Source organism: Microbulbifer echini, from assembly GCF_041447225.1.
Lineage (GTDB): Bacteria > Pseudomonadota > Gammaproteobacteria > Pseudomonadales > Cellvibrionaceae > Microbulbifer > Microbulbifer echini.
This window is the reverse complement of record NZ_JBGMEL010000007.1, coordinates 14,287-38,245: the sequence shown is the minus strand read 5'-3', so window position 1 is coordinate 38,245 and position 23,959 is coordinate 14,287. Positions and strand designations below refer to the sequence as shown.

The window sequence follows — 23,959 nt, the reverse complement described above, 5'->3', positions numbered from 1 at the left end:
CAGACCCTATGGATTGCCCGAGATAAAGTACTGCGCAATCCTTTTGCTTTCTTGTATTTTGTACACCCCTGTAGGTGAGGAGTGGTTGTTGGATCTTCGCCAATCTCTTGGGGGTGGGTGAATAAAAAAGTTAATTCTTTTGGGGTTGGGAGAAGTTATGTCGGTCATGCGGCAGCAATTTATCGTTTTGGGACCGTTACTAGCGGTTGCGTTTTATATCCTTTTAACCGCGATGGGGATGCAGTATCTACCCGCAGTCACCGCCGGGATTACTCTACTCACGGTGACCTGGTGGGTGACAGAGGCGCTGCCTATTCCCGCTACCTCACTGGTACCTTTTGTACTTCTGCCCCTATTTGGAGTGACTGATCACAAGACGGTAGCGGCATCCTTGGGCAGCCATGTGATACTGCTGCTGATGGGTGCTTTTATTCTATCGAAGGCACTCGAGAAGAGCGGCGCCCATGAGCGCCTAGCCCTATATATGCTGCGTATCTTTGGCGTCTCTAGTGGCCGGCGCCTGGTTCTTGGCTTTATGCTCGCGGCTGGATTTCTCAGCATGTGGATTTCCAACACGGCCACAACCCTGATGATGCTGCCTATTGCTCTGGCAATTCTTTCCCGAATTCAAAATCAACGCCTCACCGTTGCTCTAATACTTGGAATTGCCTATGGCGCGAGCCTGGGCGGAGTGGGTACACCGCTGGGGACGCCACCCAATGTAATTTTTATGGGAATTTACGAGGAGGTGACAGGCCGTGAATTTAGTTTTCTCGGATGGATGAAAATCGGGATACCGGTTGCCCTGGTCACCCTACCAATTATGGCCCTGTGGCTTACGCGTAATGTCCATTTGCAGAATGAGATCGAGCCTCCACAGGTGGGGGAGTGGCGGGCCGAGGAGAAGCGGACTCTGCTGGTTTTCGGTGTAGCAATTTTCTTTTGGGTAACCCGTAATGCCCCATTTGGTGGCTGGAGTGGTTGGTTGGACATTGAAGCTGCAGGAGACAGTACCGTTGCTCTGGCTGCAGTGGTAGCAATGTTCCTGGTGCCTAACGGCCGAGGAGGGCGTCTGCTCGACTGGCAGACCGCGGAAACCATCCCTTGGGGTATGCTGTTGTTATTTGCCGGCGGTATTGCCTTGGCCAAGGGTTTTACCGCCTCGGGATTGAGCGCCATGCTCGGGAACGGTCTCTCATTCCTGACCGCCATGCCCTTATGGTTGATGTTGGTAATTTTATGCCTGGGAGTTACTTTCCTAACGGAAATTACCAGCAATACGGCCACGGCAACCCTGTTGATGCCCATTCTCGCAGTAGCCGCCACCTCCGCAGGTTTCGATCCCATGGTGTTGATGATTCCCGCAGCCATGAGCGCGAGCTGTGCTTTTATGTTGCCTGTTGCCACAGCACCGAACGCGATCGCTTACGGTACGGGTAAAGTGCGCATGCAGGATATGGTACGGGAGGGTGCAGTACTGAGTGTGACGGCATCATTGATTATTGCTGGGATGTGCTGGTTGATACTGGTCTGATGCTTTTACTTAGTTTGACAAAGTGTACGTATGAATAGGAATTCAAAGTTCGCAAACTTGTTTCTTAGTCAGGACTATCTTTTTGGCGATTCAAGGCTTTTGGCTACTGAGTAACTGTCCTAGAGTCCACATTCTTTGGCTTTAGAGGTGTAACCGCCTGTTTTCCAATGTGAGCAGAGTGGTGATCATTGTGTGTGGTATGGAGGGTATTCGTGAAAAAAGCAGAATATAAAGTTGCCGTTGGGAAATCTGGATTTTCTAGTCTGGAAGAGGAAGTGACTAGATTGTTGAATGAGGGCTGGAAGCCTATTGGTGGCTTGGCCTTTAATGCTGGTTATCCATATCAGGCTATGGCCAGGGTAGTTTCTATGCCCAAGTCCACATCCGGTATTCCTGCTCAGAGTCAAAGTTTATCTGAGCAAGAGCCCACCAAGAAGCAGCCCCTCGGTGCCCAGGATGCAATGCGCTTGGTTGATGAGCTTACCTGAAAACGTATCTTCAGCGATGTAAGGATTATACCCCTTACATCGAGGTATCTTTCATAAGGTGGATTGGTAATCTTGTTTAGAGCTTAAGGGGTCTGCAGGAAGATGGTTCGTAACCTACCTACTTCTGTTCCTATCAATACTGCTGCGGGTTGATTGGGAGCACATAAATACCCCATTCCATCAAAGGTTTGATATATATAGTTGGCATTCATAAGCCTATGGGCCAGAAAATAGGTGTTCAGAATTCAGTGTTTTTTTACACTAAGTGGGCGAATTAGTGTGATTAAAGCCCGTGACATGCTCGGATTTGCATATTTTTCCAGTAAATAAGTGATCGGTGAATGATTCAGGCAAGATTTAAAAGTTGTAAGAAATATAGGTAATTCGTATGCGGAATTTTCTTGAGATAGAAGCACCTGTAATCGACCGCTTCGGTGGCATGAGTGGGCTTCAAGCGAAACTTAGAAAGCCGCTGCCATCTGATCAGGTATTAACCATACCGGATAACCTGTGGCTATCAGCGGCTTCTCGCGCTGTTTTCCAAGCAGGTTTCAGTTGGAAGGTCGTAGAGAAAAAATGGCCGGATATTGAGAAGATATTTTACGGATTTGACCTTTCCTTCTGTAGGTATTTATCAGAGGAAGCACTCGATGATCTGATGCGTCAGGAAGGGATGATCAAGCATTGGACAAAAACTCGCTCCATTCAAAGGAATGCAGATTTCTTTTGGTGTTTATCTGATGAATATGGGAGTTTAGGCGAATATTTTTCCAGCTGGAATACCGAAAATTATGTGGACAACCTTAAATACCTGCGGAAAGGCGGCGATCGATTAGGGGGAAAGACAGCACAAGTATTCCTTCGCCGCATGGGGGTGGATACGTTGGTGTTTGCCAGTGATACCATCCGAGCTTTGATTAGAGAGGGGGTAGTGAATAAATCCCCTTCTTCAAAGAAAGATTGGCTCGCATTGCAAAATGCCATTGAAATCTGGCAGGGGCAGTCAAACCGCAGTCTGAATGAGATTAGCCAGATACTCTCCCTTTCGGTCGGATAGTGTTTAAGGGTTATTGCCTCAGTTTTTATGCATTTAGCGATGAGTAGGCTTGATGCCGCATCTCTTGGGGCTGTTGTTTATAAATCCCTACATTTTTTACTCGATGCGTATAGTCGTGTAGATAGGTGCTTTTCTCCATCTTTAGTCTCGGCTAAGCCAAAGTGCTTGAGAGGCTTTAAGGTACTGTGGAGTGACAATTTTTGGCGAAAAATAGCGGATTATGTTGGTTTTTTCCGGGGGTGCTGTTAAGTCCTTTTGCGCATGCTGAATATAAGTATATTTTTTCGTTGTTTTTATTTGGGTTTCAGCGTTTTTGATTGATTGCTCAATTAGTACATTTCTATAAAAAGTAGAACTCCACTGGATGATTCTTTCGTTCATTACCGGCTGGTTGGTTATTTTTGCTTTTTTATGGGGGGGTGCGCATTTGAGCCGCTCCTAACTTTGGTGATTTATGATCCAGTATGCATTTCCCCTAATACTCAGATCACAGACAATCGATTGCACGGCAGATATGGTCGCGGCTGCTCTGAGCTAGGGAATCCTGACTCAAGCGTAAAACGATAACAATTTTTCAGCGACTTACTGAACGAGCAGGTTTCATGAGAATCATCTTCAATAAAAAGCTCTTGGCACTTTCAATAACCGTGATTTTGGCTTCTTGCAGCGGCGGGGGCGGTTCATCTTCAGGTGGGGATACTGGTCAAGATGATTCGAATCAAGGAGGATCAGGTAATGTGGGCTCTTCCGTGATAGTGGGCGATGTTGAATCCACAGAATTAGGGTTCGCCACACTGACTTCTGTGGATATTACCTTGCCAGACGCAATGAGTAATGCAAAGGAAGTTTATCAGATGGCACACTATATCGCTCGCACGGATGGTGAGTCGAATGAAGGGGATATTGATATCCCCATGCGCAGTTATGTGGCCACTTGCGCGACGGATACAGAAACACCACGTATGTTTGTTTCCACAACGCTCGCTGGGGATGCCAGTGTAGATGGTGCTACTTACGGTTCTGTCTACGAACTGAAGTATAATCCCGAAACCTCTAGCTTTGACCAGACTGGAAACGCAAGCCTATTAAAGCAGTGCTATGAATCCCATGGTATAGCAGCCAGTAAGGACTGTTCTCGCGTTGCAGTATTGTGTAATACAGAATACCGAGCACATGAGAACTATGCTATTCAGGGTGACTTGGTGGAAGAATATGGCACCACTTATATGAAAATGGAGGATAATTTAGAGAAAGTTGAAGGTACCGATAAAGAAAAAAAATATAATGATCAAATATGGTTGATGGAATGGGATAGTGAACCCCTGAGTGAAACACCTGATACTTATGTTGTTAACAAAATGCACGGCGGGACCCATTTAGGCGCGCAGGAATTAATCTATGTAGATACTGATAGCCAGGGGCGAGCTAGTTATGCTTTCTCTGTCTCTGCCCGAGTATTTGATAATGGCGGCGGCTCTCACTATTCTGCCGGCTTAACTATCATTAATAGAAATGACTGGTCATTAAATATGAGTGGGTCGGATAATCGTGGCTGGGATTGGGCCTGTGGCGATGGACATGTAGTCAATATTCGCTCTTTTTATAACCCATATAATGAGATGTATGGGGCTCTTTGTACTAGTGATTGGAATGACTGGATTGGTAATACTCATGGCCAGCTCGGAACTATTGCAATCAAAATGGAAACCTCAGGCTCCATAAGCGAAGGTTATTTCAATCACTTTGTACCCTCAACCGCCGCGATGGTCTCTAACGGTGGAGGGCATACGGTCGTCCCTCTGGATGCCGATACTAATTTGTCAGTAATTGTCTCCCCCAAATTTATTAAAGATACCGATATGGAGCGGTTCCTGCAGGATGAAGTGGGTGTAGACACTAATAATGGAGAGGGACCTTTTGATAAAGATTGTTCAGGTTATGACGAGTATAATTGCTTTCTTTCCTACATGTCTTACAACCGTTGGTATCCAGAAAATGCTCAGTTTCCTTCGATAGAGCGCCAAGATCTTTATTCCGGCGATGCCTTGGACTCTTCCTCTCTGACCCGAATCGGTATTGCCAAGGTCAATGGTAATGGCAGTATTAACGGGCAGGGATTTAGATGGCTGGTAGAGGATAAAGATTGCCAGGTCAGCGACCCACAATTAGTTGACTTGAAAAATGGCCGTTACCTATTTGGTTATGCTAAGTTTCAATGTATTTCGGATAACCTGAAATTTGACCGAATATATAGCAACCGTGGGGCTATGCGTCTCCTAGTTCCAAAAGCTTTTTATGTGATGGAAATTGACGCGGACCTAAATATCCTTGAAGGTCCTGTGCAGTTACCCAGTCATGGGTGGGGCGGTTTGGATGAGCCGATGTATCTCGGTAATGGTAAGGTGGCCTGGAGCTATATTAAGAATCCTACCCATGAGAATTATGGCGGTGGCCAGCAAAATGTGTGGCAGGCGATGATCTACCATTCCAACAGCGCTAAATAGATAGTCAGATTAAAGGTCTTTTTATGATGGGCTCAGCTTTTGTGTTGGGTCCTTTTTGCTCAGGTGCAATGTTCGGGCTTGAACGTTATGATAATACTTAAAAATATTAAAGCTTGATTAGCCCGTCATTTAGGCCCTTGTTTACTATTTTCTCTTTGCTGAAGAATGTTTGTTTCAATTTTCTCCCAAAGGTCTGAGGTATATTTTCTCAAAAGTATTGGCCTCCTTTTCCCGAAACGGTGCTTGCTAAGTACTCTTTTTTTTAGCCAGTTAATTTCAAAGCCTGCCCATTCTGGAGCTGGTTGCATTATTAAGTTAAAGCGACAAGCTGGGAGAACTTCCTGGAATAAAATAGATTTCAAATCTTGTATCGTATACTTGGAGCTTGTGCAGACTTTTGCGATGTAATTAATCTCATAGTCTGGATCCGTATCCATGTAGAGCATTTGCATGGCATCCCATACTTTTAAACGATCTTCGATATCTTTTTCCGGAGTTTTCATGACGGCCTTAAGGTTGTTAGAGGCATAGCAAGCCAGATTGTTGGTGAGTCTTGCTGGACTCAGCGCAAGTCTGCCATAAAGGTAAGGGTGTGGTTTTATCTTTTTGAAAGATTACTTAATTTCTATAGGGTGGCTGGGTCAAATAACCGGTAAGGGAAATCAATACAGCTTGATTGCTCATAATATGCTGGAAGGGTACTGATCCGTTGTATCTCCTTAAGCTCCTCCCCCTCTTTGGAGTGGCACAATGCTGTGAGCATGGAAAGAAAATTTGTTTACTATTTGAGCGCATTTGTATTTGATTCTTCAGTGACTATTGCTCTTTAAAAGAAGAGATTTCCCTTGCGGAATTATCCGCTCAAGCTTGCCTGAGTTGACTCTTATTGAGAGCCAGCGCGCTAAGTTAATTGAAAAGAAAAATATGACTGATTGGTCTGCAAGCCTGTCGCTTCAGGTTCTCCTTTGGCGCCCTAAGTCCTATAACCACGGGGCATCCCCAGATAAGTTTGCCTGTCGAAAAATGACCCTGGCTAATAAAAATAAATGTTGGGAAGTGTGACTTAGAGCCAGGAAATAAATATAAGGAAACAACAATGACTCTTTGTAAACGATTAGGTGTGAGTCTTTCTCTTGCACTGGCTGGCCTGCTTGCTTCCGCATCGGCTGCGGCGGATAACTGTTACATACTGGTTCACGGCCATGGTACGGAAGGGCATATCAAGCAACGCACCAACGCTCAGGGACAACTGGAGCAACCGGCGCTCGATTATTGGAGCGAAGCGTTTTTTGATAAGTATAGTAATAGTAACTTCATTGATCAGTTGCGCATGAATGGCGGTAACTACGGGGTAGTGGGTTACGACTCTACCGATGAGGGGGAAATGCCTTACTGGCACGATGGCACAGCGGGTGAAATTGCCAGGCAGATGATTGAAATTCGCAGTGGCAAGGGCGATGGCTATCAGCACGATAATCAGTGTGAAGCTGATGATACCTTTTGGGTAATCGCGCATAGTCAGGGTGCCTCACAGATGATGTACCTGGCTGGTAATGCGGTGCCTGGTTCCCCTTACTACAATCGAGCATACAATCAGTTCGATAGTAACAAGGTGACAGAAAGCTCTAAGGTTTGTACTGGTCGCTGGTTCTGGAAAAGATGTAAGACTGAAACCAAGACACATAACGTAGCTGGATTAGATGATCGTTATGCTGTTGAGGTGGACTTTGAGCGTGCGATCAGTGGCATTGCTGCGATTTTCACCACCGGTGGAGCCATTACTGGCACAGAGTTTGTTGATCGCCTGTGTAATGGTAGCTGGATCGAAAGTGCGGTGAATGACCTGTTTATCGGTCGTGAGTGTTCTGCAGTACGTTACCTCCAGACAAACGATGTTTATACCGTACGTAATTATGTTGGCACAAACCTAGCGGCACCGGTTTATACCATTGGTGGTTATGCAGGCTTCCCCGGAATCGCAACGGCAAGCTCCATACTGCTGGGTGGTGAAGATGATGGTTATATCAATTTGGCTTCACAGATGAACTGCGCAGGTTCAGCCAAGCGTAATCTTTACTCTAACCTGAAGGAGTATAAAACCCTCCTCGGAATTGCCTATGGCAGTGCGATTTTTTCTTGTGACAACGATCATAAAGGAACAGCGCGTTCTTACAACTTTGCGAGCCTCTATACGGACCATGATGCTCAGCGTAATGGTGGTATTCTATCTCCAGATTACGAGGGTATTCCCAATGGGCTGAATTGCGGTATAGGTAAAAATAGCGCTGGCCGTATTGCAGCCTGTACAGAGTAATTTGTAGCGCTATTTCAGTGTCCACTTGGGCACATTGGGGAGTAGCCATATTTTCCTGTCCCTCACAGGACCAAGCCCGCTTTTAATAAGCGGGCTTTTTTTGTATGGCTTTTAATGCTGGGGCGCCCTTTTTTCTGCGGCCAGTTGGCGTAACTGGGAAATTTCATCCTTAAATATTGTATTCATACCAAAGCGATAACTATCAGTGCTATTTGCCGCGTGGGTTCCTCCAGGAATCGTTTTAAAGGCAATTTCCCATGGGGTGCTTTCCTGTGGCTCCCAGTAATTCTTCCAGGCAATAGTATCCGCGCGTAACCTAGGAGTGTCGTTTTCGCTGCTAGTGACGACTAGAGTAGCTTTATCTCTGACGGCGCTTTGGCGTTTTTGGAAAAAAAGTCCTTTTGCGGTAATAAAGTGGGATTACTGGCAATTAGGCCTCTAAATAAATTTGGCCTGGTATATGCGGTATAGGGCACAAAGTGCCCACCCTGGCTCTGTCCGAAGAGGACTCTCTGATTGGGGGCGGCAAAATAGCGATTTTCTACACTCGGTATTAATTCCTGCTCTAGAAAGTTGAGAAATGTGTCGGCACCTCCCCGAGTCGGCGTATTGTCGGCCGCGGGCATGGAGAAATCATAGCTGCGTTTATTGATGCCTGGATCGAAAGAGTCATAGGCAATGCCAACAATAATCGCCTCGGGAATGAAATCGTCATAACCCAAAAAAAGGTGGCTGGCGGCGAGTATTGGGAAGAGGGAATCTCCATCCAGTAAATAGACTGCAGGGTAGACTGTTTGTTCTTGGCTGTTAGTGTCGTAGCCTTCAGAGAGACGGATATAGATGTGAAAGGGACGCCCGATGTTTTTTGAGCTTACCTTAAGATAATCCCCCTTCAGCGCCGGCAGAAATTGAAGTGTCGGTGTCTGGATTTTAGATGTATTACCATCATGGATTTCGAGTTGCAACCAGCCAGATAGCCCGCCAATGTAATATATAGTAATGCGTTGATAATTTGCTTCATGTGTTTCCTATACTTAGGGCCCGAAATTTTAACCTTAGCAATCAAGCTATAATCAATCGTTTCAACCTATAGTCTCAAGGGGAAATGCGATGCACAATCTTAAGTTATCGGCTGATGTAGATTTTCCCGCCATCAATGTAGCAATGCTCGGGGGTGGAAAAATTCAGCTAGGCAGGGTGGAGGAAAATTACCCATGGCAAATGGTGGTGGTTTATCGTGGCAAGCATTGTCCGCTCTGTACCAAATATTTGCGAGTATTGAATACGTTGTTGCCGAGATATCACAAGGAGGGTGTTCATGTCGTTGCCGTATCTGCGGATGGTTTGAATAAAGCACAGCAGCATATGAAAGAGATCAAGCCAGATTTTCCAATCGGCTATGACTTGTCTATAGAGCAGATGCGGCAGTTGGGGCTGTATATCTCCCATCCCAGATCTCCTCAGGAAACCGATAGACCTTTTGCAGAACCGGGGATTTTTTTAGTCAATGAGACTGGCAGGCTGCAGATTGTCGACATTTCCAATGCGCCTTTCGCCAGGCCCGATTTGCAGACCTTATTGGTCGGTATCGAGTTCATCCGTAACCCGGAAAACAACTATCCGATTCGGGGCACCTATTAAGCGGATTTCAGTAAATCGGCTATTACTAAATAGGTTCAGGGCGTTTACTTCTAGATTAGAGACTTTGAAATTTTTCCTGGTGGGGTGTTGGTTATTATTGGTGGCTTTTAACGGTGGGGTTTTATTTTTCGATGAAAAACGGGCATCAAGCCCGTTTTTTAGTGTCTTGTATTAGGGGCAATAGAGTGGATATGCTTGGGATTGGCGCACTCAGAAATTAGCAAGTTCTTCGCGCAGGTCACTTTCCAGTTCCTCTGTACCGGTAATCCATACGGTTTTATCGGGTGTGGGGAATACACCGATTTCAATAGCATCACTTTTCAGGCCGGGGAGCCATTTTCTGAGAAACTGTGGCAAGGGAATGCTTTTTGGCATGAGTCCAGTTGTATCCTCGGCATAGGCTTTGGCAAGTTCGGAGCTTGGCCATACTGGTAAATATTCAAAGCCACCATCCTCATCGGTATGTATTTTCAGGAAGCAATTTTGAGTATCAACGAGTATCCAGACCTCCCTTTCTTCTCCGGCCATACTCAGGAAGTATTCGTAGCGGTCTTCACAGCTCAGGTTAATTCCTTCGCTCAGTTCAGGGTTGTTCATAAGTGAATACACATTCGCTGGTTAAAAGGCAGGTGGATATTTAAGCCTGCTCAAATTGAGGGGTGATGATTTTGCACTGGGTGATGTAGCGGCTACACCAGACTATTCAGGACATTATGCGCCAATCCCCGATGTTGTCCAAACGGTTAAAGTGCTGTGCACACAGCAATGATAAGATGCATGGGCCGCTATAGAACTGAAATCCACGATGGACGGGTTAAGTAAATCTGGGTGCTCTAAATTAAAAAAAACGGGCATTAAGCCCGTTTTCAATACATCTTTTCCTGTGAGCGACTACTTTTTTCCTTTTTTAGTAATTCGCTTACCGAATGGCACTCTTACCACTGCAGTGCCCCGCCGGTTTGGTACTCAATAACCCGCGTTTCAAAGAAATTTTTCTCTTTGCGCAGGTCCATGATTTCAGACATCCATGGGAATGGGTTCTGCGCACCTGGGAACTGCTCTTTCAGGCCCAGCTGGCTGAGACGGCGATTGGCGATAAACTGGAGGTATTCCTCCATCATTTTTGCATTCATACCGAGTACGCCGCGGGGCATGGTATCGCGCGCATAGGATACTTCCAGTTCCATACCCTCCAGGATCATCTGGGTTACTTCCTGCTGGAACTCTGCGGTCCAGAGGTGCGGATTTTCCAGTTTGATCTGGTTGATCACGTCGATGCCGAAGTTCAGGTGCATAGACTCGTCGCGCAGGATGTACTGGAACTGCTCGGCAACACCGGTCATTTTATTGCGGCGGCCCATGGACAGGATCTGGCTGAAGCCACAGTAGAAGAAGATACCCTCGGTAACGGCATAGAAGGCGATCAGGTTACGCAGCAGCTCCTGGTCAGATTCTACGGTGCCGGTTTTGAAGTTGGGGTCACCGATGGCCTGGGTGTGGGACAGGCTCCAGGCCGCCTTTTTGGCAACGGCGGGCACTTCGCGGTACATATTGAAGACTTCGCCTTCGTCCATGCCCAGGGATTCTACACAGTACTGGTAGGCGTGGGTGTGGATCGCTTCTTCGAAAGACTGGCGCAGCAGGTACTGGCGGCACTCCGGGTTGGTGATATGGCGGTAGATAGCCAGTACCAGATTGTTGGCAACCAGAGAATCGGCGGTGGAGAAATAGCCCAGAGAGTATTCGACGATACGACGCTCATCATCGGTCAGACCGTTGGGGTCTTTCCACATGGACACATCTTTGTTCATGTTGATTTCCTGGGGCATCCAGTGATTCGCACAGCCATCCAGGTATTTTTGCCAAGCCCAATCGTATTTAAATGGTACTAATTGATTGAGGTCAGCGCGGCAATTGATAATGCGCTTTTCGTCCACCTGAATACGGGCTGCGCCCATCTCCAATTCTTCTAGGCCGGGAGCGGGATCCATAGTGGCGATTGCCGCGCGCGCGGCATCGACGGCCGTGGAGCCATTTTGGGGCGCGGAGCTGGCTGACGGAGCTGTGGTTTCCGCTGTGTAAGAAGCGCTGGGCTCTTGTACGGATTTCGTCTGGCTCTCCGGCGCTACTTGCGCTTTGGTGGCATTTTCAGGTTGTTGGGGCTTTGTCTCGAAATCGTCCCAGCTCAGCATAGTTGGCCCTTTTAATCGGTCTCGCTATCGAAAATTCGATAATAATTTCTGTACTCTTCCTGGCGTGATGTTCGCAGAGCGAAGCCAGGGGTGATATGTCGGAATTACTCCGGCAGTGGTCAATCTCTGCAGGTATTTTCAGCCTGCCTGGGCACAAAATTCCTGTGCCAGATCAATTATTACTTTGCTTTTCCAACTTTTATTTTGAATGTTCATCGCTCAGTTGTGGGATGAATCGCAAAGTTTTTTACGAGGTTTCGGTGCTCCGCAGTATTTGTACGGAACACGTAAAACGCTGTTGGGAAAAGAACGCTAACGAGCCCCGGCCCGTGAATTACTCCCGGCTTTTGTGTGCCGGGCGAGCCGGGGTCGCTGCGCATGGTCATGCCCGCACGTGCGGTTACGACGCTCTCCCCCGAGAGTGAGTGCAGGCCCCTGGCGGGGCCAAATGGTTATTGACAGGCTTCACAGTCCGGATCGTCCAGGGAGCAGGCTTGCGGCACTGCTGCTGGGGCCGGTGTGGCCTGTTCGGCAGGTGCCGCTGTTGCAGCGGCCATGCCATTACTACCGTGTGCGCTTACCGCATTCAGGGTGCCGCTGGTTACCGTGGATTTCTCCGTGGTGGTAGCGGCCAGGGCGCGCAGGTAATAAGTAGTTTTCAAACCGCGGAACCAGGCCATGCGATAGGTCAGGTCCAGTTTTTTGCCATCGGCGCCGGCGATATACAGGTTCAGGGACTGGGCCTGGTCGATCCATTTCTGGCGACGGCTGGCGGCGTCCACAATCCAGCGCGGCTCCACTTCAAAGGCGGTGCAGTATTTCGCTTTCAGGTCTTCCGGTACGCGATCAATTTTCTGTACAGAGCCTTCGTAGTATTTCAGGTCGTTGACCATCACCTGGTCCCATAGGCCGCGATCTTTCAGGTCGTGTACCAGGTAGGGGTTTACTACGGTGAACTCGCCGGACAGGTTCGATTTCACATACAGGTTTTGGTAAGTCGGTTCGATCGACTGGGAAACTCCGGTGATATTGGCAATGGTCGCAGTGGGGGCGATCGCCATCACGTTGGAGTTACGCATACCCTGGGTTTTGACCTTCTCACGCAGGCTGTCCCAGTCCAGCGTGGCACTGGTGTCCTGGTCGATAAATTGCTGGCCGCGCTGTTCTACCAGGATCTGAATGGAGTCCAGGGGCAGGACACCTTTACTCCACAGAGAGCCTTCGTAGGTCTGATACTTGCCGCGCTCAGCCGCCAGGTCGCTGGAAGCGGAGATGGCTTCGAAGCTGATGGCTTCCATAGTGTTATCGGCAAAGGTTACCGCTTCGTCGCTGGCGTAGGCGATGCCGGCTTTGTACAGCGCGTCTTGGAAGCCCATCAGGCCCATGCCCACCGGGCGGTGACGCATGTTGGACTGGCGCGCACTCTCAACGGCGTAGTAGTTGATGTCGATAACGTTATCGAGCATGCGGACGGCAGTTTTTACGGTGTTCGCCAGCTTGGTACGGTCGAGTTCGCCGTTCTCATCGATGTGCAGGGCCAGGTTGACAGAGCCCAGGTTACAGACGGCAATTTCGTCGTCTGCCTTGGTGTTGAGGGTAATCTCGGTGCACAGGTTGGAGCTGTGTACCACACCGGCGTGCTGCTGCGGGCTGCGCAGGTTGCAGCTGTCTTTGAAGGTGATCCAGGGGTGGCCGGTTTCGAACAGCATACCCAGCATCTTGCGCCATAAGTCGAGCGCACGGATTTTCTTGAACAGCTTCAGTTTGCCTTCGGCAGCCTGTTGTTCGTAGTGGTTGTAGCGCTCTTCGAATGCACTGCCGAAGAGGTCGTGCAGGTCCGGGCAGTCTGCCGGGGAGAAGAGGGTCCACTCTTTGTCTTCGAACACACGCTTCATAAACAGGTCGGGGACCCAGTTGGCGGTGTTCATATCGTGGGTGCGGCGGCGGTCGTCACCGGTGTTCTTGCGCAGCTCGAGGAATTCCTCGATATCCAGGTGCCAGGATTCCAGATAGGCGCAGACTGCGCCCTTGCGCTTGCCGCCCTGGTTCACCGCTACCGCGGTGTCGTTGGCCACTTTCAGGAAGGGCACAACACCTTGGGATTTGCCGTTGGTGCCTTTGATGTAGGAGCCCAAAGAGCGCACCGGGGTCCAATCGTTGCCGAGGCCACCGGCCCATTTGGACAGCATGGCATTGTCGCGGATAGCGCCGTAAATACCGTGTAGATCGTCCGGTACGGTGGTCAGGTAGCAAGAGGACAGCTGCGGGCGCAGGGTGCCGGCGTTGAACAGCGTGGGCGTGGAGCTCATGTAATCGAAGGAGCTCAACAGGTTGTAGAAGTCTACCGCGCGCTCGTTCTTATTTTCTTCGTTAATGCTGAGGCCCATGGCGACACGCATAAAGAAAATCTGCGGCAGCTCAAAACGGATGTCATCGCTGTGCAGGAAGTAGCGGTCATACAGGGTTTGCAGGCCGAGATAAGTAAACTGGTGGTCGCGCTCGCCCTTCAGGGCCTGGCCAAGTTTTTCCAGGTCGAAGGTGGCCAGTGCCGGATCGAGCAGTTCCAGTTCAATCCCTTTTTCCACATATGCGGGCAGGGTGGAAGCGTAGAGCTTTTCCATTTCATGCTGGGTTGCGCGCTCAGCGACGTCGAGGAAGCGCAGAGCTTCGGAGCGCAGTTTGTCGATCAGCAGGCTGGCAGTGGCGTAGGTGTAATTGGGCTCTTGCTCAACCAGAGTACGCGCGGTAATAACCAGAGCAGTATTGATGTCGTTTTCAGAAACGCCATCGTACAGGTTCTTCAGAGCTTCACCGAGGATAGCGTCTGCATTGACGTCCTTGAGGCCCTCACAGGCTTCGCTGACCACGGTGCGCAGGCGCTCCATATCCAAAGGCGCCAAGCTATCGTCATCGAGTTTTACGCGGATGCTCGGGTGTGCATTGATGGACTGTTGCTCAGCTGGCGCCTGGCTGCCTTTCTCTGCGCGCAGACGGGCGTGCTCTTCACGGTAGAGTACGTAGTCGCGAGCAACCTTTTGTTCACCGGCCCGCATCAGGGCCAGTTCCACCTGGTCCTGGATTTCCTCAATATGGATAGTGCCGCCAGAGGGCATACGGCGCTTGAAGGTGGCACTGATCTGGCCGACCAGCTCCTCGACCTGCTCGTGGACACGGCTGGACGCAGCGGCGGTGCCGCCTTCAACAGCGAGGAAGGCCTTGGTGACGGCGACGGAAATTTTGCCATCGTCATAGGGGACAACGGTGCCGTTGCGCTTGATTACGCGGATCTGGCCCGGTGCGGTGGCGGCCAGAGTGGTGCCGTCAGTAGCCTGGTCGCTAGAGGTGCCCGATTTTTCCGCAGGCACGGCTTGAGAGCGCCCTGTCTCTGTGTGCATGTAAATCTCCGAAAGGTTTGTATTGTTGTCTGTCCGCGTGTGTTCACCAGAACAGCGCCACTGAACTGCGTGGCATGTGCGGAGCGGGTCCATCGCTTGGCCAGTGATTCTCCCCACACCGTGGAGGCACTGGAAACAGGCGGCTTGATACCGGCTCTCTGTTAAGGTCTGCCGGCCGCTGCCTGCGGCGGATAATTCCTTTCCGCCCGCTTACCTCTGATTCTGCTTTGAAAAAAGCAGCGTCTGGCACCGGCCGCCAAAAAGTCTGGCGGAGTGCCGTGATTCGCCCCTTGATCTGGGGGTGCTCTCGACCCTGTACCCCAATATATAGGGGGTCGGCCTCGAGTGCGCTACAAGATAATGCGGTAGGCGGGTCAGTTCAAGGCGAATAACTTTGTGGTTGTTTGTGGATAAATTGTGGGTAGGCTCATTGAGTCAGTAGCCACTTCTGCGGCAGAGCCCGCCACAGCTGGGCTGCAAGACATTTGCCTGGGAGGGCGTAGAGCGAATACAAGCTCTTACAATTTTTTTTAATAGCCAGGGCGTTCTAAATTAACAACGGCAATAACCATATGCAAATGGCCGTAATTTGAGCAAGTTGGTACTAAGATGATCAGTTTTGTGGCGGGATTTTTATGGTAAAGCTCAGTTGTTTATTATTTGTTCACATTGATGGTTTGGCCTGAATCTGTGTTTATACGCCAAATAAGGAAGTGAGTGGTTGAATTGTGTGTAGGAGTGAGCTTGAGGAAAATGCTTAGGCGACACCTGCGGGATCACAACTGAAAATTCATTGGCGGAATGGGGATGTGGAGGCGGGGAAATAGCCGACCGAAATAACAATAGCGTGCCTTCGATCGGCGTTGAAAGGCCCTTAGTGGAGTGGCCCCTAGGGGGTGGTTTAGTGGCTGTGCTCCTGCAAAAACTCCATCAGGGCTTTTTGCGCGTGTAGACGGTTTTCGGCCTCATCCCAGACCGCAGAAATACTCTCGTCCTCAAGGAGCTCGGCGCTCACCTCCTCACCGCGGTGGGCCGGTAGACAGTGCATGAACAGCGCCCCACTATTGGCGTGGCTCATCAGTTCGTGATTCACCTGGAAACGGTCAAAAGCGGCGGTGCGCGCCTGCTGTTCCGTTTCCTGACCCATAGAGGCCCACACATCGGTGGCGACCCAGTCGGCACCGCGCACGGCATCCACTGGATTGTGAACAATGTGTACCCGGTCGCTGGCGGTGGCGACAATATCGGCATTGGGCGCATATCCCTGGGGGCTGGCGATACGCAGCTCGAAGCCGCACAGCCGGGCCGCATTGATATAGGAATGGCACATATTGTTGCCGTCGCCGACCCAGGCTACGACTTTACCTTCAGGGCTGCCGCGATGCTCTACGAAGGTTTGGATGTCGGCGAGCAATTGGCAGGGGTGGTAACTGTCGGATAGGGCGTTGATCACTGGTACGCGCGAGTGCGCAGCGAAGCGTTCAAGCACTTGGTGGCCAAAGGTGCGAATCATCACCATATCGACCATCCGCGAGATGACCCGCGCACTATCTTCGATTGGTTCACCGCGCCCTAGCTGGGTATCGCGCGGTGAGAGAAACAGGGCGCTGCCACCCATTTGCGCCATACCCGCTTCAAAAGAGACCCGGGTGCGGGTGGAGGATTTTTCAAAAATCATCCCCAGCACTTTACCGCGAAAAAAGTCGGTGGTAATGCCCTGGTTACGCAGTGTTTTTAATTCGATGGCGCGCTCAATGATGTGCGTTAACTCTTCGGCGGAGAGATCCATTAAGGTGAGGAAGTGTCTGGTCGCCATAAATTGTTCTCCTTGATTGGTGCCTCAGACGGCCTGCAGGGTAAATTGTTGAATTAGGGTGCCTATATCGGCGGCCAGCTGCTGGCACTCACTATCGGTAAGCGTCAGCGGGGGCAGAAGCCGCAGCACATTGTTGGCGGTAACGTTGATTAGTAAGCCCTGTTCCCGCGCTTGCTCTACCAGTTCTCCGCAAGGGCGTCTGAGTTCGATACCAATCATTAGGCCCAATCCGCGGATGTCCACAACTGCGGGGCAATTGCCAAGCCGAATCTGCAGGGACTGCAGCAGCTGTGCGCCCATTTTTTCCGCACGTTCGATCAACCACTCGCCCTGCAGGGTGTCCAGTACAGCAAGACCTGCGCGACAAGCGAGGGGGTTGCCGCCGAAAGTCGAGCCGTGGCTGCCTGCCGTGAATAGCTGTGCCGCCTTGCCGCGGGCGAGGCAGGCGCCGATCGGGACGCCATTGCCGAGACCTTTGGCGGTGGTGAGGACATCCGGCACGATGCCCATATGCTGGTAGGCAAACATTTTGCCACTGCGGCCGTTGCCAGTCTGAATTTCGTCAAGCATTAACAGCCAGTTTCGCTGATCGCAAAGTGCACGCAGTTTTATCAGGTAGTCCCTAGCGGGAATGCGCACACCGCCCTCGCCCTGAATCGGCTCCACCAGTATGGCGACGATATCGCTGTGCTGCTCCGCCAACCGTTCAATGGCTTCCACATCATTGAACGGCACCCGCAAAAAGCCCTCAGGCAGTGGGGCGAAACCCCGTTGTACTTTTTCATTGCCGGTCGCTGTGAGGGTGGCCAGGGTTCGCCCGTGAAAAGCGCCTTCCATCACCACAATCTGTGGTGTTGCCAGTCCGCGTTCATTGCCGAGTTTGCGCGCTAGTTTGATGGCGGCCTCGTTGGCCTCAGCGCCAGAGTTGGAGAAAAATACATTGTCCATGCCGGACAGATACGCAAGCCGATCGGCCAGTTGCTGCTGGGGTGGGATGTTGTACAGGTTGGAAACGTGCAGCAGGGTCGCGGCTTGTTCATGCAGCGCTTCAGTAACTTTTGGGTGGCAGTGCCCCAGACCACATACAGCAATACCGGAGATGGCATCCAGGTATCGTCGACCCCGGTCGTCCCACACGTAATTCCCTTCTCCGCGTACCAGGGTCAAGGTTCTTTCGCCATAGTTGTGCATCAGTGTGGGGGTGGGCACTTCGGCGCCTCCTTTTCTCTTTTGATTGCTTATCGAAAGTGTAATTTTCCGCAGATAATTTTGTTTGTTTGGTTTTAATCTGCAAGATATCCTGTTTCGCTAATGCTAACACAGCCGCTATGGCGTGTGTGCTATCTGTTGATTTTCTCTTTAGAGGGTGGCATTTGATGACTGTGGTGGCGCTTATTTTTGAGATGTGCGGGGAGTCGGGTACTTATTCCCCCTTGCGCTGGGGTACAATGAGCGGCCGTGCGCAATGGCTGGGTGCCGATGCGATACACGTTAATTACTTTTGCTTCCACCACCTGAGGTTTCTCACGCTTATGGATACACTGGAGAACATCAAACAGCAGATCGCCGACAACGCCGTCCTGCTCTACATGAAAGGTAGCCCTAACGCCCCCCAGTGCGGCTTTTCCATGCGCGCCTCCCAGGCGATGATGGCCTGCGGCAAGCGCTTTGCCTATGTGGATATCCTGGCTAATCCAGATATTCGCGCTGAATTACCCAAGTATGCCAACTGGCCAACCTTCCCCCAGTTGTGGGTGAAAGGGGAGCTGGTCGGCGGTTGCGACATCATTATGGAAATGTATGAAAATGGTGAGCTGAAAACCCTGGTTGAAGAGGCCTCTGCTGAGGGTGATGAATAACTCACTCATCCGCTGATGTGACTCCGGTGGCAGGGATTGCCGGATACATAAAAAAACCGCGGCTTTAACCGCGGTTTTTTTATGTCGGAAATACGGCTGAAACTCAGCCGGTCGCTTTTTCCATCTGGGATTGCAAGTAATTCTGGATGCCCACTTTATCGATCAGCTCCAGTTGGGTTTCCAGCCAGTCGACATGCTCTTCTTCTGAGTCGAGGATTTTTTCCAGTAACTCGCGGCTGCCGTAATCGCGAACGGATTCACAGTAAGCGATGGCATCGCGCAGATCGGGAATCGCTTTGGATTCAATCTTCAAATCGCACTTGAGCATTTCCTCGGTGTTTTCACCGATCATCAATTTACCCAGATGCTGCAGGTTGGGAATGCCTTCGAGGAACAGGATGCGCTCGATGAGCCAGTCGGCGTGTTTCATCTCATCGATGGATTCGTGGTATTCCTGTTTACCTAGCTCTTTTAGCCCCCAGTTGTCGTACATGCGCGCATGCAGGAAATACTGGTTGATCGCTACCAGCTCATTGCCCAATACTTTATTTAAATGTTCGATAACCTTGGGATCGCCTTTCATAGCTTGTGCTCCTGTGGCCCTGCGAGCTGGATAACACCCTCAGAGAATTCCTATTTGTTGATTACTTGAAATAAGTAGCAATAAAAAGTCACTAAATTGTGTTAGTCACTTAAGTCTGCGGCTGACCGTTTTCCCACAATTTATTTTAGGGTGGCAACTGCAATCCGGGCCGAGTTTGCGTTGCGATTTGCGGCAAGTCAAGGGGAAGTTGCTACCTGCGGAATGCAGAAAAAACAAGGTTTTTAACACGAATTCGGCCGAAAATAGCAACGAAAATGATTCTTGTTTAGGTTGTGGGGTTAGCCTGTCAGATTTTTTTGAATATCGGATATTATTTCCCGAATTTGAATTGAATCAGTTTCACTTTTAATAAAAGTTTTAATGTCGTCGGCCAGCCGTTCGAGGTAGTTAAATAGTGCGACTTTATCCTTTTCCCGTTGGCAAACCTCGGCGAGATGTTTCAGTGCATTGAGGAGGTGGCGTATAAATACGCCATTAGCGCGGCCGGATTCAACGATTTCATCGAGCGAGGCATCGAGCAATTGGGCGAATTCCAGTTTACAGCTTACCAGTCGTAAGTTTCCGGCAGAGCCGGTATAGCAGTTTGGGGGTTCCGGCCTTTGCAGTACCGTACCCAGCCCTTCAATGAGACGGTCTACACAAGAATACGCTGTATAGGGATCGTTAATTCCGGGAGACAATGCACGCACGGCGATTTGTGAGAGTTGGCGCATGGAAAAAACAACATCCTGCTCTGCTGTCGGCAGCGCACCAATCTGCAGAGCCGCCTGCACTTGTGGAATGATCGCTTGCGGGTTGCCACCTTGGTAAATTTTGCCGATCTGGCTCCAGCCGTGCACATAGGAGCCGGGGTGGCAGTTAATCCGCACACAGCAGTTATATTTTTCGGCAACCGCAATAATTTTTTCCCGGTCAATAATCTGGACATAACCACCGCGAGGGGTGGGGACTTTCGTCGAGCCCGCGCCCAGTTCCAGACGCTCGGTATCAAAGTGTTCGCCGGAAGATTCTGCAGAGCTCGGGTATTCGCGATCAATTGCCTGGTGAAATTCCAGGTTGATCTGGTGGGCGATGTTATCCACCTGGATGGATTGCGCCACATTGTGGATAAAATAAACGAGATAGCCGACGCTGATCAAAGTGAGCAGCAGCGCAACTTGAATGGCAAAACCATAACTGTTTGCACCCTCCGCTGTGCCTTCGATGCCGCGCATGGTGACCAGCGCATAGACATAGGTGGAAAGAAAGATCCCGAGGGAGCCCTGGGTACTGCGGTCGCGGATAAAGTTTCTTACCAGGTGGGGACCGAACTGATTGGAGGCGAGCGTCAGGGCAACTACGGTGATCGAGAACACTGTGCCGGCAACGGTAATGGTTGAACCCGCAATCACGGAGAGTAGGGCGCGTGCGCTATTGGTATCGCGCATATGCAACCAATCCAGAGTAGCGATACGGCCGGTCTCGAATAATGGCAGTGCGCTCAATATGGCATCCAGCTGGCGCATCAAATAAGCGAGAAGCAGCGATGATAGGATCATGACTAGCGGCACGCTCCAAAAGCTGGTGCGAAGTTTTTCGTAGAGGTGCAGTAGGTGCTTCTTCATGTTCCAATCTGAGCCATAAATGTGCTCTCAGCTTAGAGCATCCAATATGCGCATCATAGAGTCGTGAAGGGAGAGGACTATTAAGCCGGGCCCAGAGGGGGCGGTTTAGGGGGAAGTTCGGGAGTGGCCGCGGCCGCCGCTGAATTCCACTGGCAGGCGGCCGTTATAGATAGGGTTAGCTCGCAGAGTAAAACAGCCCGCTGGTGGCGGCGGTAATCACCCCTGCGCCCATGGTTTCGTCGATGATTTCCTTGGTCTGCTCGGCACAGCGACCGCACTGGGAGGAGACACCCAGCTGGCGTCTCAAGGCCTTCACCGAAGTGGAGCCATCGTAGACAGCCTCTTTGATTTGGCGGTCGGTAATACCTTTACAGATACATACATACATCGTCGTGGGCTCTGGTCGATTTATGTTCAATAGTAGACTGATGTAAATCCTATTGCAATTGAGAATGAGTGTCAATAAGATTTCGAAATGATTGAAAATCGACCTTTATGTTCTTTTTTTATGCTTTTCGTTGAGGCCTTTTCCTATTTTGTGGCTTGGTTCACGTATAGCTTTTCTACTATCAGGCCGATTTAAAAAATTTATGGGCCTGTAATAAGTGGATGTGTATCATAGCGGCCCACTATCAATTCCCATTCAATTTATAGCTGTTGCATATAAATTGAACACTTCACTCTCTTTATCAACAACCCATCATTGGATTGAGGAGGTTTTCATGGCAGTACTAGTAGGCAAGCCGGCTCCAGATTTCACCGCTGCAGCGGTAAAGGGTAACGGCGAGATCGTCGATACTTTTAACCTGAAAGATACAATCAAAGGTAAGAAGGCTGTAGTTTTCTTCTACCCACTGGACTTCACCTTCGTATGTCCTTCTGAGCTGATCGCTTTCGACCACCGCTTTGCCGAGTTCGAAAAGCGTGGTGTTGAGGTAATCGGTGTTTCCATCGACTCGCAGTTCTCTCACAGCGCCTGGCGTAACACCCCGGTGAACGAGGGCGGTATCGGCCCGGTTAAGTACACCCTGGTTGCTGATGTTAAGCACGAAATCTGCCAGGCGTACGACGTTGAAGCCGACGCTGGTGTTGCTTTCCGCGGCTCCTTCCTGATCGACGAAGAAGGCAACGTTCGCCACCAGGTAGTCAATGACCTGCCGCTGGGCCGTAACGTTGACGAGATGCTGCGCATGGTTGACGCCCTGGCATTCCACCAGGAGCACGGTGAAGTTTGCCCGGCCGGCTGGCAAGAAGGCGACAAAGGCATGAACGCTTCTCCAGAGGGTGTAGCGGCTTACCTGAGCGAGAACGCTGAAAAGCTGTAAGCTCGAGCGCTGTTGGGGCTCAGTTCCCAAGCAGAAAAAACCGCCGAAAGGCGGTTTTTTCGTTTTAATGAGGGCCAATGCGCAGATTTGGGCAGGTGGCACGGGGGTTCGCACAGTGACTGTGGTAAGCGACTAGAATTCAGCAGTCAGTCCTGAGTGGCGCCTAAATAGAGTTTTTGCCCGCCGACTGCTAGTCTTATCTGCAAGTACCGGATTGCTATGGCGGCTCGATTTGCTTATGAGACCTGCAATTCTCTCAAATATTGTCTATCACCCACGTGCCGGGATGGCGCGTATTATTCTTTCACTGCTGCTTTTGTGCAGCCTGGCGTTGCCTGCGCGAGCGGTCAACATTGACGCCAGGGCCAAGGCGTTTGATCGCTACTTCCGCCAGATGATGGCCAGTAAGTCGATCCCTGGCGGTGCCTATGTCATTGTCGATGGCAACCGGGTGGTCGCTATGGACACCTATGGCGTGCGCATACGCGGTAAGAAGGGCAAGGTGGATCTCGATACGGTGTTTCGCCTGGCCTCGGTCTCCAAGACCTTTGCCGCGAGTATGGCCACCATGCTGGAGCATGAAAACCAATTCGGCTGGGATGACAAGGTCGTCAACTATGTGCCGGACCTCAGTTTCAAGACACCGTCTCTATCGCGTCAGCTGCAGGTGGAGCACTTACTCAGCCACTCCTCGGGCCTGACCCCCAACGCTTACGACAATTATCTTGAGGACAATAAACCTCTCAGTAAGATATTGCCGAAGTTCGCTAACATCGATCCGCGCTGCAGCCCTGGAAAGTGCTATGGCTATCAGAATGTGCTGTTCAGCCTGATTGAGGATGTGATTTTCGGGGCTACCGGGGTGACGTTTGCCCGGCAGCTTAAGACACGTATTTTTGTGCCGCTGAAAATGCAGAATGCTTCGGTGGGGTGGGAGAGCTTTATGGCCTCGGACAACCGCGCCGCACCCCACGTGCAGACTGGCAGCGGCTGGCGTCCGGTGAAGGTTGAGAAAGAGTATTACTTCGCCGCTCCGGCGGCGGGTGTCAATGCCAGCATCTCCGATATGGCCCAGTGGTTGAAAGCGCAGATGGGTTACTACCCCAAAGTGCTGTCTCCCGCGGTGATTGAGGATATGACCACCGAACGGGTATCCACCCAGCGCCATATGCGCCATCGCATCTGGCGGGATTATCTATCCCATGCGGGTTACGGTCTGGGCTGGCGGCTCTACACCATCGGAGATGACCGTATTATCTATCACGGTGGTTGGGTAGCGGGATTTCGCGCGGCGGTGGCCTACTCGGAGAAACTGAAGATTGGAATCGCAATCCTAATGAATGCGGAATCCCGTGTGATTTCTGATCTTACCGCCAACTTTGTGATCGATATTACCGGTAAGGGCAATACCGGTACGCTCAAAGCCAGCAGCAAGGCCAGCAGCAAGGCCAGCAGCAAGCGCTCAAGCGGAAAACGCTGACATATCTATGGCCCGCCCGAAAGGGTTCTCAGGCGGGTTCCACTCTGTACCGCGATCGTTTGATGGCCTGCACAGCCCTGATGAGCCGACGTTGGGTTGCGTGCGGCTCAGCGCTAGAGCGTGCTAAGACATATTTCAGGCTAGCC

Annotated in this window: 19 protein-coding genes; 9 read left to right on the top strand and 10 right to left on the bottom strand. The window is 50.5% G+C overall.

Annotated features, from left to right (window positions below):
* Nucleotides 1-157 precede the first annotated feature (157 nt).
* From ACCI51_RS08460 to ACCI51_RS08445, 4 genes are all read left to right on the top strand, one after another.
* Nucleotides 158-1,534, top strand: coding sequence for an SLC13 family permease (locus ACCI51_RS08460; protein WP_371843281.1), 1,377 nt, complete (start codon nucleotides 158-160; stop codon nucleotides 1,532-1,534).
* Between the two features lie 212 nt (nucleotides 1,535-1,746).
* Complete coding sequence (locus ACCI51_RS08455) at nucleotides 1,747-2,022, top strand: hypothetical protein (protein WP_371843280.1); 276 nt, start codon at nucleotides 1,747-1,749, stop codon at nucleotides 2,020-2,022.
* Between the two features lie 388 nt (nucleotides 2,023-2,410).
* Complete coding sequence (locus ACCI51_RS08450) at nucleotides 2,411-3,079, top strand: DNA-3-methyladenine glycosylase I (protein WP_371843279.1); 669 nt, start codon at nucleotides 2,411-2,413, stop codon at nucleotides 3,077-3,079.
* A gap of 602 nt (nucleotides 3,080-3,681) precedes the next feature.
* The gene (locus tag ACCI51_RS08445) at nucleotides 3,682-5,583 is read left to right on the top strand and encodes a hypothetical protein (RefSeq protein ID WP_371843278.1); all 1,902 of its coding nucleotides are present in this window, start codon (nucleotides 3,682-3,684) and stop codon (nucleotides 5,581-5,583) included.
* A gap of 125 nt (nucleotides 5,584-5,708) precedes the next feature.
* Here ACCI51_RS08445 and ACCI51_RS08440 read toward each other — a convergent pair whose 3' ends face one another.
* Nucleotides 5,709-6,086 carry a DUF7079 family protein gene (locus ACCI51_RS08440; protein WP_371843277.1) on the bottom strand — a complete coding sequence of 126 codons (378 nt, stop codon included), beginning with the start codon at nucleotides 6,084-6,086 and terminating at the stop codon, nucleotides 5,709-5,711.
* Nucleotides 6,087-6,679: 593 nt separating this feature from the next.
* Between ACCI51_RS08440 and ACCI51_RS08435 the strand changes: the two genes are divergently transcribed.
* The gene (locus tag ACCI51_RS08435; RefSeq protein WP_371843276.1) at nucleotides 6,680-7,897 is read left to right on the top strand and encodes a hypothetical protein; all 1,218 of its coding nucleotides are present in this window, start codon (nucleotides 6,680-6,682) and stop codon (nucleotides 7,895-7,897) included.
* Between the two features lie 347 nt (nucleotides 7,898-8,244).
* Here ACCI51_RS08435 and ACCI51_RS08430 read toward each other — a convergent pair whose 3' ends face one another.
* The gene (locus tag ACCI51_RS08430; RefSeq protein ID WP_371843275.1) at nucleotides 8,245-8,862 is read right to left on the bottom strand and encodes an alpha/beta hydrolase; all 618 of its coding nucleotides are present in this window, start codon (nucleotides 8,860-8,862) and stop codon (nucleotides 8,245-8,247) included.
* A 145-nt stretch (nucleotides 8,863-9,007) separates the two neighbouring features.
* Here ACCI51_RS08430 and ACCI51_RS08425 point away from each other — a divergent pair, with 145 nt between their 5' ends.
* Nucleotides 9,008-9,538: a redoxin domain-containing protein gene (locus ACCI51_RS08425; protein ID WP_371843274.1), complete on the top strand. Its 531-nt coding sequence runs from the start codon at nucleotides 9,008-9,010 to the stop codon at nucleotides 9,536-9,538.
* 210 nt (nucleotides 9,539-9,748) lie between these two features.
* Here the strand turns inward: ACCI51_RS08425 and ACCI51_RS08420 are convergent, their stop codons facing one another.
* The 5 genes from ACCI51_RS08420 to ACCI51_RS08400 all read right to left on the bottom strand — a co-directional run bounded on the left by ACCI51_RS08420 (nucleotide 9,749) and on the right by ACCI51_RS08400 (nucleotide 18,150).
* The gene (locus ACCI51_RS08420) at nucleotides 9,749-10,135 is read right to left on the bottom strand and encodes a DUF2750 domain-containing protein (RefSeq protein ID WP_371843273.1); all 387 of its coding nucleotides are present in this window, start codon (nucleotides 10,133-10,135) and stop codon (nucleotides 9,749-9,751) included.
* 338 nt (nucleotides 10,136-10,473) lie between these two features.
* Complete coding sequence (locus ACCI51_RS08415; RefSeq protein ID WP_299588570.1) at nucleotides 10,474-11,730, bottom strand: ribonucleotide-diphosphate reductase subunit beta; 1,257 nt, start codon at nucleotides 11,728-11,730, stop codon at nucleotides 10,474-10,476.
* 452 nt (nucleotides 11,731-12,182) lie between these two features.
* Entirely contained in the window at nucleotides 12,183-15,125 is a 2,943-nt protein-coding gene (locus ACCI51_RS08410; protein WP_371843272.1) for a ribonucleoside-diphosphate reductase subunit alpha, read from the bottom strand.
* 901 nt (nucleotides 15,126-16,026) lie between these two features.
* Nucleotides 16,027-16,941 (bottom strand): ornithine carbamoyltransferase, encoded by a 915-nt coding sequence (gene argF, locus ACCI51_RS08405; RefSeq protein WP_371843271.1) that lies wholly within the window; start codon nucleotides 16,939-16,941, stop codon nucleotides 16,027-16,029.
* Nucleotides 16,942-16,965: 24 nt separating this feature from the next.
* Nucleotides 16,966-18,150, bottom strand: coding sequence for an aspartate aminotransferase family protein (locus tag ACCI51_RS08400; RefSeq protein ID WP_371843270.1), 1,185 nt, complete (start codon nucleotides 18,148-18,150; stop codon nucleotides 16,966-16,968).
* A 323-nt stretch (nucleotides 18,151-18,473) separates the two neighbouring features.
* Here ACCI51_RS08400 and grxD point away from each other — a divergent pair, with 323 nt between their 5' ends.
* The gene (gene grxD / locus ACCI51_RS08395) at nucleotides 18,474-18,800 is read left to right on the top strand and encodes a Grx4 family monothiol glutaredoxin (RefSeq protein ID WP_299588579.1); all 327 of its coding nucleotides are present in this window, start codon (nucleotides 18,474-18,476) and stop codon (nucleotides 18,798-18,800) included.
* A gap of 103 nt (nucleotides 18,801-18,903) precedes the next feature.
* On the opposite strand, the gene bfr is transcribed toward grxD, so the two are convergent.
* The 3 genes from bfr to ACCI51_RS08380 all read right to left on the bottom strand — a co-directional run bounded on the left by bfr (nucleotide 18,904) and on the right by ACCI51_RS08380 (nucleotide 21,396).
* On the bottom strand, nucleotides 18,904-19,383 hold the full coding sequence (gene bfr, locus ACCI51_RS08390) for a bacterioferritin (protein ID WP_299588583.1): 480 nt from the start codon (nucleotides 19,381-19,383) through the stop codon (nucleotides 18,904-18,906).
* A 299-nt stretch (nucleotides 19,384-19,682) separates the two neighbouring features.
* Nucleotides 19,683-21,008 carry a DUF2254 domain-containing protein gene (locus ACCI51_RS08385; RefSeq protein ID WP_299588587.1) on the bottom strand — a complete coding sequence of 442 codons (1,326 nt, stop codon included), beginning with the start codon at nucleotides 21,006-21,008 and terminating at the stop codon, nucleotides 19,683-19,685.
* Nucleotides 21,009-21,183: 175 nt separating this feature from the next.
* Nucleotides 21,184-21,396 carry a bacterioferritin-associated ferredoxin gene (locus ACCI51_RS08380; RefSeq protein WP_299588590.1) on the bottom strand — a complete coding sequence of 71 codons (213 nt, stop codon included), beginning with the start codon at nucleotides 21,394-21,396 and terminating at the stop codon, nucleotides 21,184-21,186.
* A 334-nt stretch (nucleotides 21,397-21,730) separates the two neighbouring features.
* Here ACCI51_RS08380 and ACCI51_RS08375 point away from each other — a divergent pair, with 334 nt between their 5' ends.
* Together ACCI51_RS08375 and ACCI51_RS08370 are read left to right on the top strand one after the other, a co-directional pair.
* Nucleotides 21,731-22,333 (top strand): peroxiredoxin, encoded by a 603-nt coding sequence (locus tag ACCI51_RS08375; protein ID WP_371843269.1) that lies wholly within the window; start codon nucleotides 21,731-21,733, stop codon nucleotides 22,331-22,333.
* 238 nt (nucleotides 22,334-22,571) lie between these two features.
* Entirely contained in the window at nucleotides 22,572-23,813 is a 1,242-nt protein-coding gene (locus ACCI51_RS08370) for a serine hydrolase domain-containing protein (RefSeq protein WP_371843268.1), read from the top strand.
* Nucleotides 23,814-23,959: the final 146 nt, after the last annotated feature.